General features: G+C 71.3%; 9 protein-coding genes. 5 read left to right on the plus strand and 4 right to left on the minus strand.

Annotated features, from left to right (window positions below; all coding sequences use genetic code 11):
• Positions 1–198: 198 nt before the first annotated feature.
• Genes F0L17_RS09045 through F0L17_RS09055 form a run of 3 tightly spaced genes read left to right on the plus strand, consistent with a single transcriptional unit; the run spans position 199 to position 3,885 of the window.
• Positions 199–1,584 (plus strand): ABC transporter substrate-binding protein, encoded by a 1,386-nt coding sequence (locus tag F0L17_RS09045; RefSeq protein WP_155070673.1) that lies wholly within the window; start codon positions 199–201, stop codon positions 1,582–1,584.
• 22 nt (positions 1,585–1,606) lie between these two features.
• The gene (locus F0L17_RS09050) at positions 1,607–2,965 is read left to right on the plus strand and encodes a carbohydrate ABC transporter permease (RefSeq protein ID WP_155070674.1); all 1,359 of its coding nucleotides are present in this window, start codon (positions 1,607–1,609) and stop codon (positions 2,963–2,965) included.
• Positions 2,959–3,885: a carbohydrate ABC transporter permease gene (locus tag F0L17_RS09055; protein ID WP_155070675.1), complete on the plus strand. Its 927-nt coding sequence runs from the start codon at positions 2,959–2,961 to the stop codon at positions 3,883–3,885. The genes F0L17_RS09050 and F0L17_RS09055 overlap by 7 nt, the downstream gene beginning before the upstream one ends.
• Positions 3,886–3,957: 72 nt before the next feature.
• On the opposite strand, the gene F0L17_RS09060 is transcribed toward F0L17_RS09055, so the two are convergent.
• The 3 genes from F0L17_RS09060 to F0L17_RS09070 form a co-directional block, all read right to left on the minus strand.
• A complete protein-coding gene (locus tag F0L17_RS09060) occupies positions 3,958–8,976 on the minus strand; it encodes an NAD-glutamate dehydrogenase (protein ID WP_155070676.1) in 5,019 nt (1,672 codons plus the stop codon).
• Between the two features lie 440 nt (positions 8,977–9,416).
• Complete coding sequence (locus F0L17_RS09065) at positions 9,417–10,100, minus strand: HAD family hydrolase (protein ID WP_155070677.1); 684 nt, start codon at positions 10,098–10,100, stop codon at positions 9,417–9,419.
• A 45-nt stretch (positions 10,101–10,145) separates the two neighbouring features.
• Positions 10,146–10,661 (minus strand): DUF6912 family protein, encoded by a 516-nt coding sequence (locus F0L17_RS09070; RefSeq protein WP_155070678.1) that lies wholly within the window; start codon positions 10,659–10,661, stop codon positions 10,146–10,148.
• A 280-nt stretch (positions 10,662–10,941) separates the two neighbouring features.
• Between F0L17_RS09070 and F0L17_RS09075 the strand changes: the two genes are divergently transcribed.
• Positions 10,942–11,409, plus strand: a complete 468-nt coding sequence (locus F0L17_RS09075; protein WP_238419306.1) for an Rv3235 family protein — start codon at positions 10,942–10,944, stop codon at positions 11,407–11,409.
• Positions 11,410–11,496: 87 nt separating this feature from the next.
• Here F0L17_RS09075 and secA read toward each other — a convergent pair whose 3' ends face one another.
• A complete protein-coding gene (secA, locus tag F0L17_RS09080; protein ID WP_162465980.1) occupies positions 11,497–14,322 on the minus strand; it encodes a preprotein translocase subunit SecA in 2,826 nt (941 codons plus the stop codon).
• Positions 14,323–14,513: 191 nt separating this feature from the next.
• On the opposite strand from secA, the gene F0L17_RS09085 reads away from it, so the two are divergent.
• A complete protein-coding gene (locus F0L17_RS09085) occupies positions 14,514–15,098 on the plus strand; it encodes a GNAT family N-acetyltransferase (protein WP_155070679.1) in 585 nt (194 codons plus the stop codon).
• The last annotated feature ends 80 nt before the right edge of the window (positions 15,099–15,178 follow it).

Here is a 15,178-nt window from a genome sequence, read left to right on the forward strand (position 1 = left end):
CGTCCCCGCCGTCCCGCACCGGACCGCTGCATTCCGTAACGGGCGGGAGTTTCGGTGGGTCACGAGCCGGTCACGAACGGCGAGCCGGTGCGCCAAGCGGTATTGCCGGGCGGGGTGTCGAGGCGTAGGACTGACCGCACGGGACGTACGACACGGCCGTTCGACGACCGGCCGTGCCCACAGTGGGGACGGTGAGCGATGCGCACTTCTGTCCGTACAACTCGATCGCGGGCCCTGAGAGCGGGGACCGCCCTGGCCGCGGCGTTGGCGCTGTCGTTGACGGCCGCCTGCGGCGGAGCCGGCGACGGGAACTCCGGAAACGCCGGAAACGCCGGAAACTCCGCCCGGGAGCAGGAGCCCACCGTCGAACTCCCCGAACTGGACGGGCAGAGGCTCCAGGTGGCCGCCGTGTGGACGGGCCCGGAACAGGAGAACTTCCGCCGGGTGCTCGACGAGTTCGAGGAGCGCACCGGGGCCGAGGTCGACTCCGTTCCCACCGGCGACAACGTCGCCACCTTCATCGGTTCCAAGATCGAAGGTGGCGCTCCGCCGGACGTGGCGATGCTGCCGCAGGTCGGCGTGCTCCACCAGTTCGCCGAGAAGGGCTGGATCAAGCCCGTGAACGAGGCCACCCGGGAGCAGCTCGACAGGAACTTCTCCCCGGGGTGGCGGGACCTCGGCGCCCACGACGGCGAGCAGTACGGCGTCTACTTCAAGGCCGCCAACAAGTCCCTGGTCTGGTACAACACCACCGCCTTCGAGAACGCGGGCGTGAGCGAACCGAAGACCTGGGACGAGTTCCTCGAAACCGCCCGCACGATCTCCGACTCCGGTGTCCCACCGGTCTCGGTCGGCGGCGCGGACGGCTGGACGCTCACCGACTGGTTCGAGAACGTCTACCTCTCCCAGGCCGGCCCCGAGAAGTACGACCGACTCGCCGAGCACGAGATCAAGTGGACCGACCCCTCCGTCGAGGAGGCCCTGACCACCCTCGGCGAACTGTTCGGCTCGGACGGGCTGCTGGCGGGCGGCAACGACGGCGCGCTGCGCACGGAGTTCCCCGCGTCCGTCACCCGGGTCTTCGCCGAGCCCGACGCCCCGCAGGCCGCGATGGTCTACGAGGGGGACTTCGTCGCCGTCACCATCGCCGACACCGAGTCGAAGGTCGGCGAGAACGCCAAGGTCTTCCCCTTCCCGGCGGTCGGCGAGGAGTCCCCGGTGGTCAGCGGCGGCGACGCGGCGGTGGCGCTGAGGGACACCGAGGGAGCCCACGCCCTGCTCACCTTCCTCGCCTCCACCGACGCCGCGGCGATCTGGGCCGAGCGAGGCGGTTTCATCTCCCCCAACAAGGAGTTGGACACCGCCGTCTACCCCGACGACGTGCAGCGCGACATCGCCGAGGCGCTGATCGCCGCGGGCGACGACTTCCGCTTCGATATGTCCGACCAGGCCCCGGCCGCCTTCGGCGGCACCAAGGGCGAGGGCGAGTGGAAGGCGCTCCAGGACTTCCTGGCCGACCCCGACGACGTCGAGGGCGCCCAGAAGGCGCTGGAGGCCGCGGCGGCCAAGGCGTACGGCGACTGACGGCGGACAGGGAGCGACTGTCATGTCGACCGCCACGGCGGGCGGCCCGACGGCCCCCGGCCGACCGGGCCCGTCCGCCCCCCGAAGGCCGCGCCGCGTCTCCGCCCTCCGCACCCGCCCCTGGGCGGCCGCCTGCTTCCTGCTGCCCGCACTGGTGCTGCTGGGGGCCCTGGTCGTCCACCCCATCGTCTACTCGGTCCACCGCAGCCTCTTCGACGCCTCCGGCACCGGCTTCGTCGGCCTGGGCAACTACGTCGAACTGTTCACCGACGACGGCACCCTGACCGCGATCAGGAACAACGCGATCTGGATGGCCGTCGCCCCGACCGTCTGCACCGCGCTCGGCCTGATCTTCGCGGTGCTGACCGAACGGGTGCGTTGGAGCACGGCGTTCAAGCTGATCGTCTTCATGCCCATGGCCATCTCGATGCTCGCCGCGGGCATCATCTTCCGCCTCGTCTACGAGCAGGACCCGCAGCGCGGGGTGGCCAACGCCGTGTGGGTCGGGATCCACGACACCTTCGACGAGGCGTCCGCCTGGCCCGGCGCCCGGCCCCGACCGGGCGCCGGCCTGGAGGAGTCCGACGGCTCGTACACCACCACCGCCGCGGTGGACGCCGCCGGCCCGGCCGATCTGCCGCTGGTCGGCGTGCCGCCCCAAGACCTCACCGACGCCGCCGACGCCAGGGCGGTCGAGCCCTCCGGCGGCGAGGTCGCCGGCACGGTCTGGGTGGACTTCACCAAGGGCGGCGGGGGCGAGCCCGGGGTGATCGACCCGGGTGAGAAGGCCCTGGAAGGGGTGCGGGTCGAGGCCGTCAAGGACGGGGAGGTCGTCGCCACCGCCACCACCGGCGAGGACGGCACCTACGCCCTCCCCACCGAGGCCGACGGGGCGCTGCTGCGGCTGCCGGCCGCCAACTTCGCCGAGGCGTACAACGGTGTCGACTGGCTCGGCCCGTCCCTGGTCACCCCGGCCGTCATCGCGTCCTACGTGTGGATGTGGGCGGGCTTCGCGATGGTGCTGATCGCCGCCGGGTTGGCGGGCGTGCCGCGCGAACTGCTGGAGGCGGCACGGGTCGACGGCGCGAACGAGTGGCAGGTCTTCCGCAGGATCACGGTGCCGGTACTGGCTCCCGTGCTCGCGGTCGTCCTCGTCACCCTGATGATCAACGTGCTGAAGATCTTCGATCTCGTCTACGTCATCGCCCCGGGGGCCACCCAGTCCGACGCGAACGTCCTGGCGCTCCAGCTGTACCTCACGGCCTTCGGCACCGGCGCCGACCAGGGCGTGGGCAGCGCCATCGCGGTGCTGTTGCTGCTGTTGGTGGTGCCGGTGATGATCTTCAACATCCGGCGGCTGCGGAGGGAGAACCGATGGTGAGCACCCTCTCCGAGGCCCCGTCCGGGAACGACCCCGTGGGCCGGAAGCGGTCCGCCGGGCGGGGAGGGCGGCGACCGCTCGCCTCGCGACCGACCGCCCTCGTCGGCCACTGGGCGGTGCGCTTCACCCTGGTCGTGATCGCCTTCCTGTGGCTGTTGCCGACCACCGGACTGCTGCTGTCGTCCCTCCGCGACCGCTCCGACATCGCCGCCTCAGGGTGGTGGACGGTGCTGGGCGACTGGTCGCAGTTGACGGCCGCCAACTACCGCGCACTGTTGGAGAACGAGGCCGTCACCGGCTCCCTGCTGACGACGTCGGCGATCGCCGTGCCCTCCACGGTGCTGGTCGTGGTCGTGGGTTCGCCGGCCGGCTACGCCTTCGCCTGGATGGACTTCCCCGGCCGCGACCGGTTGTTCCTGGCGGTGGTCGGCCTGCTGGTGGTGCCGGTGCAGGTGGCGCTGATCCCGGTGGCGAAACTCTTCGACTCGCTGGGCATCTTCGAGACCACCGTCGGCGTCGTCGTCTTCCACACCGCGTTCGGCCTGCCGTTCGCGATCTTCCTGCTCCGCAACTTCTTCGCCGAGATCCCGCGCGAGCTGCTGGAGGCGGCACGGCTGGACGGCGCGGGCGAGGTGCGCCTGTTCACCCGGGTCGTACTGCCGCTGGGCGGTCCGGCGATCGCCTCGCTGGGCATCTTCCAGTTCCTGTGGGTGTGGAACGACATGCTGGTGGCGTTGATCTTCGCCGACTCCGGCGATCCGCCGATCACGGTCGCGCTCCAGCAGCAGGTGCGCCAGTTCGGCAACAACATCGACGTCCTCGCCTCCGGCGCGTTCGTCTCGATGGTGATTCCGCTGCTGGTGTTCTTCGCCTTCCAGCGGCAGTTCGTCTCGGGCGTGATGGCGGGCGCGGTGAAGTAGCCCGCCGGTGCGCGCGACGGGGGAGGGACGGCCCGGTGGGCCTGCCCCTCCCCCGCTTCTCCGCGCGGCGCGTCAGCGGTTGCTGCGCAGCAGCGTGCGCATGGTGCGCATCGCCACCGACAGGTTCGCCAGGTCGAAGGTGTCCGATTCGCGGATCTCCTCCAGCGTGGCCCGGGCCCTCCCCAGGACGGCCGCGCTCTTCTCCTCCCACGCCTTGAAGCGCTGCTCGGGTGTGGCCCCGGCCTCCCCGGCGGCCAGCACGTCGGCCGTGAGGAGCTGGTGGGCGGCGTACAGGTCCTCGCGGATCGCCGCGCGGGCCATCGACTGCCAACGGTCCGAGCGCGGCAACTCGCTCACCCGGTCCTGCAGTTCGGTGATGCCCAACCGGTCGGCGAGGTCGTAGTACACCTCGGCGACGTCCAACAGCTCGTGGCCCGTGCGGTCGGCGACGGCGACCACGTCCAGGGCGGGGAAGACCGAGGACAGGCCCGCCACCCGCAGCGCCAGCTCGCCGGGGACCCCGGCCGCGGTGAGCTCGTCGTTGACGTTCTGGTGCCACTCCAGGTCGGCACCGCGCAGCAGTTTGGGCAGCTCGGACCAGACGATCTCCACCCGCTCGCGGAAGACGTCGATGGTCTCGGCGAGCTTCAGCGGCTGGGGCCGGTTGTTCAACAGCCAGCGGGTGCCGCGCTCGACCAGCCTGCGGGAGTGCAGCCGGATCCGGGTCTGGACGTCGGCGGCGACCCTGTTGTCCAGCGCCTCCACGTCGTCCCAGATGCGGGAGAGACCGAAGATCTCCCGGGCCGCGACGTGCGCCCGGACGATCTCCTCGGCCGAGGCGCCCGACTCCTCCCGCATCCGGTGCACCAGGGTCGAACCGCCGGTGTTGATCGTGTCGTTGACCAGGACGGTGGTGATGATCTCGCGCCGCAGGGCGTGGTGCTCGATCTGCTCGGGGAAACGTTCGCGCAACGCGCTGGGGAAATAGGCGTACGCCAGCTTCTGCAGATACGGGTCGTCCGGCAGACCGGTGTCCGCCAGTTCCTCGGTGACGGCGATCTTGGCGTACGCCAGCAGCACCGCCAGTTCCGGCTGGGTCAGGCCGTGGCCGTGCGTGAGTCGCTCGCGGATCTGCCGCTCGCCGGGCAGGAACTCCAGCTGCCGGTCCAGCCGCCCCTCCCGGGTCAGGGCCCGCATGAACCGCTGGTGGGCGTGGAGGAGGCCGGCGGCCTGACGCATCCCGTTGGCCAGCGCGACGTTCTGCGCGTAGTTGGCGCGCAGCACCAGCTCGGCGACCTCGTCGGTCATCTCCGCCAACAGGGCGTTGCGCTGCTTGACGGTCATGTCGCCGCCGGTGACGAGCGAGTTGAGCAGGATCTTGATGTTCACCTCCAGGTCGGAGGAGCCCACTCCCGCGCTGTTGTCGATGGCGTCGGTGTTGATCCGCCCGCCCTTCGTCGCGAACTCGATGCGGCCCAGTTGGGTCAGGCCCAGGTTGCCGCCCTCGCCGACGACCCTGGCCCGCAGGTCCCGGCCGTCCACGCGGATCGCGTCGTTGGCCTTGTCGCCGACGTCGGCGTTCGTCTCGGTGGACGCCTTCACGTAGGTGCCGATGCCGCCGTTCCACAGCAGGTCCACCGGCGCCGTGAGGATGGCCTTCATCAGCTCGGCCGGGGTCATCTTGGTGACGCCGTCCTCGATGCCCAGCGCCTCGCGCACCTGCGCGTTCACGGGGATGGACTTGGCCGAGCGGGGGTGGACGCCGCCGCCGGGCGACAGCAGCGAGATGTCGTAGTCGGCCCAGGACGAGCGGGGCAGCTCGAACAGCCGGCGGCGTTCGGCGTAGGAGCCGGCCGGGTCCGGGTTCGGATCGAGGAAGATGTGCCGGTGGTCGAAGGCGGCCACCAGCCGGATGTGCTCGCTGAGCAGCATGCCGTTGCCGAAGACGTCGCCGGACATGTCGCCGATGCCGACGACCGTGAAGTCCTCGGTCTGGGTGTCGTGTCCCAGCTCGCGGAAGTGCCGTTTCACCGACTCCCAGGCGCCGCGGGCGGTGATGCCCATCTTCTTGTGGTCGTAGCCGGCCGATCCGCCGGAGGCGAACGCGTCGCCCAGCCAGAAGCCGTAGGCGGTGGCCACCTCGTTGGCGATGTCGGAGAAGGCCGCGGTGCCCTTGTCGGCCGCGACGACCAGGTAGGTGTCGTCCCCGTCGTGCCGCACCACGCGCTCGGGAGGCATGACCCGGCCGCCCACCAGGTTGTCGGTGATGTCGAGCATGCCGGAGATGAACGTCTTGTAGCAGGCGATGCCCTCGGCCAGCCAGGCGTCGCGGTCCGTCGAGGGGTCCGGCAGCCGCTTGCCGACGAAGCCGCCCTTGGCCCCGACCGGCACGATCACCGTGTTCTTGACCTCCTGGGCCTTCACCAGCCCCAGGATCTCGGTGCGGAAGTCCTCGCGCCGGTCGGACCAGCGCAGGCCGCCTCGGGCGACCTTGCCGAACCGCAGGTGCACGCCCTCCACCCGCGGCGAGTACACCCAGATCTCGTACGCCGGGCGAGGCGCGGGCAGGTCCGGGATGGCCTGCGGGTCGAACTTCATCGACACGTAGGCGTGCGGCCTGCCGGAGGAGTCGCGCGGCTGGAAGTAGTTGGTGCGCAGGGTGGCTTTGACGAGGGTGAGGAACGAGCGCAGGATGCGGTCCTCGTCCAACGAGGCGACCTGGTCCAGCGCCCCGTCCAACTCCTCCAGCAGACCGTCGGTCAGCTCGTGGCCGGCGGCGGCGTGGTCCGGGGAGAGCCGGGCCTCGAAGAGGCTGACCAACAGCCGGGTGGTGTGGACGTTGTGGCAGAGGGTGTCCTCCATGTAGTCCTGGCTGAAGGGCGAACCCGCCTGCCGCAGGTACTTGGCGTACGCGCGCAGCACCATCGCCTGCCGCCAGGTCAGCCCGGCGGAGAGCACCAGGGCGTTGAAGCCGTCGCTCTCCGCGTCGCCGCGCCAGACGGCGGCGAAGGCGTCCTGGAAACGCTCGCGGGCGTCGCCGTCCAGGTTCGACGCGTGCTTCGCCGGGATCCGAAGCCCGAAGTCGTAGATCCACGCCCGGGAACGGTCGGCGCAGCGCAGCTCGTAGGGACGCTCGTCGACCACCTCCACGCCCATGGCCTGGAGGATCGGCAGGACGGCGGAGAGCGAGACCGGCTCGCCGGTGCGGTAGATCTTGAAACGGCGCTCGCCCGGTCCGGCCCCGACCGGTTCGTAGAGGCTGAGCGCGAAGTCGCTGACGCCCTCGCCGCGCTCCAGCTTCTGGACGTACTGGAGGTCGGCGACGGCCGCGCGGGGCGGGAAGTCCGCCTTGTACCCCTCGGGGAAGGCGCCCCCGTAACGCTGCGCCAGCCGCGCCGCCCGTTCCTCGCCGACCTCGGAGACCAGCGCCTCGGAGAAGCCGTCCGCCCAGGAGCGGGCCGCCTCCGCCAGTCGGCTCTCGATCCGCTCGACGTCGGCCTGGGTGAGCTGGGCCAGCTCGGTGCCCTGCGGGACGCGGACGACGAAGTGCAGCCGGGCCAGGACGGACTCGGTGTTCCAGGCGCTGAAGTCGACGGTGCTGCCGCCCAGCTCCTCGGCGAGGATGTCGATCAGCCGCAGCCGCACGGCGGTGGTGTAGCGGTCGCGCGGCAGGTAGACCAGCGCGGAGTAGTAGCGACCGTACTCGTCCTGGCGCAGGTAGAGCCGGAGCTTGCGGCGCTCCTGGAGGTACAGCACGGAGGTGACGATGTCGCGCAGCTCGTCCGGCGGGATCTGGAAGAGGTCGTCGCGCGGGTACGTCTCCAGGATCTGGAGCAGGTCGCGGCCGTCGTGGCTGTCGGGGGTGAAACCGGAGGAGGCGATGACCTCCTCGACCTTGCGGCGGATGACGGGCACCCGGCGCACCGACTCGGTGTAGGCGGCCGAGGAGAACAGGCCCAGGAAGCGACGCTCGCCCACCACGTTGCCCGCCTCGTCGAACTTCTTCACTCCGACGTAGTCGAGGTAGGAGGGACGGTGCACGGTGGCACGGCTGTTGGCCTTGGTGAGCACCAACAGCCGGTGTTCCCGGGCCTTGGCGCGGGCGTCGGCGGAGAGCCGGTTGAAGGACGGCGAGACCGGGTGGGCGTGCGGGGGCTCGTGCGACCGGCCGGAGCCCTCCTCGGCGCCGGCGGCCTCGTCGGAACCCGCCGCGCCGTCCTCGCCCTCGTCGTGCCGCGGATCGGAGCGCAAGATGCCCAGTCCGGTGCCGGGGACGGCGCTGAGCAGCAGTTCCTCGGTGCCCCCGGTGGTCTCGGAGACCAGTTCGTACTCGCGGTAGCCCAGGAAGGTGAAGTGGTCGGCGGCGAGCCAGCGCAGCAGCTCCCCGGCCTCCTCGACCTCCTGGTCGGGCAGGTCGCCGGGCAACGGCTCGTCGGGCAGCCCGTCGGCGATCCGCAGCGCGGCGGAACGCATCTTCTGCCAGTCCTCGACCGCCTCGCGGACGTCGGAGAGCACGCACCGCAGGTCGTCGGCGATCCGCCGCAGGGCGTCGCGGTCGGTCTCGCGGTCGATCTCCACGTGGATCCACGACTCCACGAACGCGTCGTGGGCCGGCTCCTCGTCCTGCCCGCGGCTCTCCACGTCCAGGACTTCCAGGAGTCTGCCGGTGACGTCGCGGCGGACGACGACCTGGGGGTGGACCACCAGGTGGATGCCGCGGTTCTGGCGGGTCAGCTCGTTGGTGACGGAGTCCACCAGGAACGGCATGTCGTCGGTGACGACCTCGACGACGGTGTGGGTGCAGGTCCAGCCGTTCTCGTCGACGGTGGGGGTGTGGACGCGGACGTTGGCGGTGCCCTGGGGACGCTGCCTGGCCAGCCGGCAGTGCGAGACCGCGGCGCCGTAGACGTCGACCGGATCACGGTCGGTGAGGTCCTCGGGCGCGGTGTGCAGATAGTAGCGCTGGAGGTACGAGCCGATGGCGTCGCCGTCCAGACCGGGGACCGGTTGGCTCCCGGCGGGAGGGCCATCGGCCACCCGGGCGGCTCGTTCGAGCAGCTCGGCCTTTGCTTCGTCCAGCTTGGTCTGCATGTCGTCTGGCTCCTGTCGCGCGCCGTTGCGTGACGTCGAGGGTCGGGATGCGTGACGCCGGCACACCGGGTGTCCACCGAAGCGGGGCGTCATGCGGGCAGAAGGGATGATCGGCGGCGGCCCGGGCGTCCCGCCACGGGTGACCGGGGGCGGAGGCGGCACTGCCTTCCGCTGCTGTCTCGCTGATCACGAGCCAAGCGTATCGCTCCGCCGCGGGGGACCGTCATGCACTGCATGTGTACAAAACCCGGGGTCGGAGTTGGACGTTGTGGACAGCCCCTGCGGCCCCTCCCGGCCCTCCCGGCGCGTCCGTGCCGGGAAGGGCGTTGGGCTCGGGCGGACCCCTCCCGCCCGGTGGGGCCCACCGTCTCGGAGCACGCCGCACCCGGGTCGGGGGCTTCGCCCGCCGCCCCGTGCTCCGCCGTCCCGCCATCGGCGCCTCACCCGCCCCCGACCAGGCTCTCGGCCACCTCCACCGCCTCGGCGAGGCTGTCCACCACCGGCACCCCGGCGGCCTTCAGACTGGCCCGACTGTGGGAGCCCCCCGTGTACAGCACGGCTCGCGCGCCCACGTGGGCGGCCGCCACGGCGTCGTCCACGGCGTCGCCGACGACCACGGTGCGGTGGGGGTCGAAGCCGCCGAGCGCCGCCACGTGCTTCGCCATCTGCCGCGCCTTGCCGGTGCTCGCGCCGCTGCTGCCGCCGAGGTTGCCGTCCACCCGCACGAAGTGCTCCTCGATGCCGTGGCGGCGCACCAGCGGCACCAGTTGGTCGTGCGGGGCCAGCGAGCACAACGACTGGGTCAGACCGGCCGCCCGCCGCGCGGCGAGCAGCTCCGCCGCGCCCTCGGCGAGCCCGATGCCCTCCAGTCGGGCGAAGTAGTGCCGGTGGAAGACCTCGTCCATCCCGGCCCACTCCTCGTCGGTGGGCAACCGGCCCATCAGCCGCTCGTAGAAGCGGGGCACCGGAACGCAGTACAGCTCCCGGTACCGCTCCAACGTGATCGGTGACAGCCCCAGCTCGGCGAACGCGGCGTTGGTGGCCTCGATGACCGCGTCGATGTCGTGCAGCAGCGTGCCGTTCCAGTCCCACACGATGTGGGCTCTCCCCGTTCCCGACTCCATGCCACGACGGTAGGCGAACGGTGTGACAACCGGGAGGGCGCGGACTCAGCCGAGGTCCTCCAGAAGGACGCCGACCTCCTGGGTGGCGTACCACAGCAGGTCGTGGTCGTCCGCCCCGTCCACGACGAACCGGGCGTCGTCGTCGCCCCGGTCGGCCGCGCCCAGCGCGTCCGCGGCCGCGGCGACGTCCGCCTCGGCCTCCGCGCCGTCCACGTGCACCGCCGCCGCCCTGGACAGCGGCACGGCCCGCTCGACACGGACCTCGCCGAGCGCCGACGGGTCCAGACTGCGGTCGGGATCGGCCACGGCCTCGCGGTCGGGCACGTCCACGGCCACCACCACCCGTCGCCGGCGGGCACCGGGGTCCAGGGCCAGCAGCCGCAACGACGCCTGCGCGGCCCGACCGAGGGCCGCGTACTCCAGTTCCTCGATGTCGTCCGAGACGTACCACTCGCGCAGTCCGGGGGTGACCGCGTAGGCGGTCAGGGGGCCGGGGCCCAGTTCGCCCTTCCCGTGCGCGTCCGCGAGGCCGGGAAGAGTCAGGGGGACGTAGACGCGCATCGCTACCGCTTTCGTGTAAGGCCGGTCCGACTGCCTCGACAGCATACGGCCGCCCCGGCGCGCCGGCCGCGTCCGGTCCCGCTCCGCGCACCGGCGGGTGTCGAGCGCGGCACCCCAGGTCAGCGGTGTCGCGCGTCAGCTCCCGAACTCGCCGTCAGCCGGATAAGTGAATCGCTCGGGGGCCGGGGCGGCACCGTGCCGGTCGTTGCCGGCCACCGGACCCGCCAGTAGAACCGGATCACAAGCTACCGCTCAGTAGAAGAGATCACGGGGAGACGCCATGCCGTCCACCAGCCGCACCGCACCGCCCGGCCGCCGGGACTCCCGCCGCCCGGCGCGCCCGGCACGCTCGGCCGTGCTCGCCGCCCGGCAACGCGAGCGCGACCGGCTGCCGCACTACTGGTTCGCCCACCGGCTGGTGCTCGTCCTCAGCGGGGTGCGACCGGTCCACCTGCTGCTCGGCCACACCCGTGACCGGGCGTACGAACAGTTGGCCCGCCTCGCCCCGCAGGCCCCGTTGCGACCGGCCGGCGCGGACGTACCGGCGCCCGTGGTGCGGCAGGTGGGCTGGTGCCGTCCCGGCCCCGGGGCGGTCGAGGCGTTCGCCCGGATCGCCGTCGGAGACCGGGTGCGGGCCCTGGCCTTCCGCCTGGAGCAGGCTCGCGACCAGCGATGGCTGTGCTGCGCCGTCGAACTCGACACGCTCGGCGCGGCGGATCCGGCGCCCCGCCGGGAAGCCGTCCGCTGAACGCCTCGGGGCCGGGCGTCCCGCACGGAACGCCCGGCCCCGACGACCGGCCGGCGGGGCGCCGCGCCACGGCGGCGCCCCGTACCGTCACTTCTTGCGGCGGCGACCCTTCTCCCGCTGGGCCTTGCGGCGCTCGGCGCGGGTCATGCCGTCGGCGGGCGAGCGGACCGGACCGCCGTCGTCGCCGGCGAAGTCGCCCTCGACGACACCGCCCTCGCCGTCCACCGTCGGGGCGGAGAAGTGCAGCCGGTCCGGGCGCTGCGGGGCCTCCAGGCCCTTGGCGCGGATGGCCGGACGGGCGCCCGCGGGCACGGCCTCCTCCCGCGGGGCCTTCTCCAGGGAGGTCGACGGGGCCTCCTGGACCGGCACCTCCTCGACCCGCTGCTCGACCTGGACCTCCAGGTTGAACAGGTAGCCGACGGACTCCTCCTTGATGCCGTCCATCATCGCGACGAACATGTCGTAGCCCTCGCGCTGGTACTCCACCAGCGGGTCGCGCTGCGCCATGGCGCGCAGTCCGATGCCCTCCTGGAGGTAGTCCATCTCGTAGAGGTGCTCACGCCACTTGCGGTCGAGCACGGAGAGCACCACGCGACGCTCCAGCTCGCGCATGATCTCCGAGCCGAGCTGCTTCTCGCGCTCCTCGTACCGCTGGTGGATGTCGTCCTTGATGGTGTCGGCGATGAACTCGGCCGTGATGCCGTCGCGGCCCCCGGCCTCCTCCTCCAGGTCCTCGACGGTGACCGACACCGGGTAGAGCTGCTTGAAGGCGCCCCACAGCCGGTCCAGGTCCCACTCCTCGGCGAAGCCCTCGACCGTCTCGGCCTGCACGTAGGCGTCGATGGTGTCGTCCATGAAGTGGAGGATCTGCTCGTGCAGGTCCTCCCCCTCCAGAACGCGACGGCGCTCGCCGTAGATGACCTCGCGCTGCCGGTTGAGGACCTCGTCGTACTTCAGGACGTTCTTGCGGATCTCGAAGTTCTGCTGCTCGACCTGCGACTGCGCCGAGGCGATGGCCCGCGTGACCATCTTGTTCTCGATGGGGACCTCGTCGGGCACGTTGGCCATCGACATCACGCGCTCGACCATCTGCGCCTTGAACAGCCGCATCAGGTCGTCGCCGAGCGAGAGGTAGAAGCGGGACTCGCCCGGGTCGCCCTGACGGCCGGAGCGTCCGCGCAACTGGTTGTCGATACGGCGCGACTCGTGCCGCTCGGTACCCAGCACGTACAGGCCGCCCAGCTCGACGACCTCGTCGTGCTCGGCCGCCACCGCCTGCTCGGCGCGCTCCAGGGCACCGGGCAGGGCGGCGGCCCACTCCTCGGAGTTCTCCACCGGATCCAGGCCCTTGGCGCGCAGTTCCGCCTCGGCGATGTTGTTGGGGTTGCCGCCGAGCATGATGTCCGTACCACGGCCGGCCATGTTGGTGGCGACCGTCACGGCGCCCTTGCGCCCCGCCTGGGCGACGATCACGGCCTCGCGCTCGTGGTTCTTGGCGTTGAGGACCTCGTGCGGCACGCCCCGCTTCTTCAGCTGCTGCGACAGGTACTCGGATTTCTCCACCGAGGTGGTGCCCACCAGGACCGGCTGGCCCTTCTCGTGCCGCTCGACGATGTCGTCGACGACCGCGGCGAACTTGGCGACCTCCGTGCGGTAGATCAGGTCGGACTGGTCCTTGCGGACCATCGGGCGGTGCGTCGGGATCGGGACCACGCCGAGCTTGTAGATCTGGTGGAACTCGGCGGCCTCCGTCATGGCCGTACCGGTCATGCCCGACAGCTTGTCGTAGAGGCGGAAGAAGTTCTGGAGGGTGATCGTGGCGAGCGTCTGGTTCTCGTCCTTGATCTCCACCCCCTCCTTGGCCTCGATCGCCTGGTGCATGCCCTCGTTGTAGCGGCGACCCGCGAGGATGCGGCCGGTGTGCTCGTCGACGATCATGACCTCGCCGTCGATGACGACGTAGTCCTTGTCCTTCTTGTAGAGCTCCTTGGCCTTGATCGCGTTGTTGAGGTAGCCCACCAGCGGGGTGTTGACCGACTCGTAGAGGTTGTCGATGCCCAGCCAGTCCTCGACCTTGGCGACGCCCGACTCGTGGATGCCGACGGTGCGCTTCTTCTCGTCGACCTCGTAGTCGCCCGTCTCGGGCTGCTGCTTGAGCGGGTTGGCGGGCTCGCCGCGCTCCAGACGCTTCACCAGCTTGGCGAAGTCGCCGTACCACTTGGTGGCCTGGTCGGCCGGGCCCGAGATGATCAGCGGGGTGCGGGCCTCGTCGATGAGGATCGAGTCGACCTCGTCGACGATCGCGAAGTTGTGGCCGCGCTGCACCAGCTCGTCCTTCGACCACGCCATGTTGTCGCGCAGGTAGTCGAAGCCGAACTCGTTGTTGGTGCCGTAGGTGATGTCGCAGGCGTACTGTTGGCGGCGCTGCGCCGGGGTCATGTTGGCGACGATGCAGCCGACCGTCAGACCGAGGAACTTGTGGACCCGCCCCATCAGCTCGGAGTCGCGCTGAGCCAGGTAGTCGTTGACCGTGATCAGATGGACGCCCTTGCCGGACAGCGCGTTGAGGTACGCGGGCAGGGTGCCGACGAGCGTCTTGCCCTCACCGGTCTTCATCTCGGCGACGTAGCCCATGTGCAGCGCCGCGCCGCCCATCAGCTGCACGTCGTAGTGGCGCTGGCCGAGTACGCGCTTGGCGGCCTCGCGAACCGTCGCGAACGCCTCGGGCATGAGGTCGTCCAGGGTCTCGCCGTCGGCGAGGCGCTCCTTGTACTCGTCCGTGAGCGCCCGCAGCTCGGCGTCGGTGAGGTTGACGAAGTCCTCCTCGATCGACGACACCTGGTCCGCGATGCGGTGCAGCTTGCGCAGGATCTTGCCTTCACCTGCACGCATGATCTTGCCGAAGACGGACACGTAGGCTGGCTCCTTGCCGGTCGGGCCGGGCACGGTCTGAGTGCTCTGGCACGGCGGGCCTCTTCCTTGCCTCGGGCCCGGCCGCACCGGCCATCGTATGCGAGGGGCACCGGCCCCTGTACCCCCCAACGTGCCGGAGCCCCGGATGGTGCCGGTTCCGCCCGTTCGGATGACTGGCAGAATCTCCCGTCATGCGACCTGTGACCCTCGGCACCGCGCGGCTGGTACTGCGTCCTTTCACACCGGAGGACGTCCCCGCGGTCCACTCGGCCTGCCAGGATCCGGACATCCTGCGCTGGACCACCCTCCCCGAACCGTACGAGCGGCGACACGCCCAGGAGTTCGTGCTGAGCCTCGCCCCCTCCGGGTGGCGCGAGGACACGGCGTACAACTTCGGCGTCTTCACCCGTGACGGCGGTGAGCTGGTGGGCTCGATGGGGCTGGTGCGCATCACACCGCCGGGCCCGGAGGGGCGCGTGGCGGAGCTGGGCTACTGGACGGCGAGGGAGCGGCGCCGGCACGGCTACACCGCCGAGGCCGCCGGCGCGGTGGTCGACTGGGCCTTCGACGAGCTGGGCGTGGAGCGGCTGGAGTGGGTCGCGGAGGTCGGCAACACCGGCTCGCGGGCCGTGGCCGAGCGGCTGGGCTTCGTCGTGGAGGGCACCCTACGGGCCCGCATACCGTTCCGGGGCACCCGACGGGACGCGTGGCTCGCTTCGCTGCTGCCCTCGGACCGGGGGCGTACGCCCGGGGTGCCCCACCTGCCCGCGACGTAGCGGGGCCCGGGGCACGGCCCCGGTGCGGCCTGGCACCGGGACGGGCCGGCGGGTCGGGACCCGCTGTCGGTGCCTGCCTC

Origin of the sequence: Streptomyces taklimakanensis (assembly GCF_009709575.1) — a bacterium.
GTDB classification, from domain to species: Bacteria; Actinomycetota; Actinomycetes; order Streptomycetales; family Streptomycetaceae; genus Streptomyces; species Streptomyces taklimakanensis.

What these genes read in the sequence shown, in the direction of transcription:
- F0L17_RS09065 (WP_155070677.1), bottom strand. Translation starts at nt 10,100, where the DNA reads ATGGAGTCGGGAACGGGGAGAGCCCACATCGTGTGGGACTGGAACGGC.
- F0L17_RS09085 (WP_155070679.1), top strand. Translation starts at nt 14,514, where the DNA reads ATGCGACCTGTGACCCTCGGCACCGCGCGGCTGGTACTGCGTCCTTTC.
- F0L17_RS09070 (WP_155070678.1), bottom strand. Translation starts at nt 10,661, where the DNA reads ATGCGCGTCTACGTCCCCCTGACTCTTCCCGGCCTCGCGGACGCGCAC.
- F0L17_RS09075 (WP_238419306.1), top strand. Translation starts at nt 10,942, where the DNA reads ATGCCGTCCACCAGCCGCACCGCACCGCCCGGCCGCCGGGACTCCCGC.
- F0L17_RS09050 (WP_155070674.1), top strand. Translation starts at nt 1,607, where the DNA reads ATGTCGACCGCCACGGCGGGCGGCCCGACGGCCCCCGGCCGACCGGGC.
- F0L17_RS09055 (WP_155070675.1), top strand. Translation starts at nt 2,959, where the DNA reads ATGGTGAGCACCCTCTCCGAGGCCCCGTCCGGGAACGACCCCGTGGGC.
- F0L17_RS09045 (WP_155070673.1), top strand. Translation starts at nt 199, where the DNA reads ATGCGCACTTCTGTCCGTACAACTCGATCGCGGGCCCTGAGAGCGGGG.
- F0L17_RS09060 (WP_155070676.1), bottom strand. Translation starts at nt 8,976, where the DNA reads ATGCAGACCAAGCTGGACGAAGCAAAGGCCGAGCTGCTCGAACGAGCC.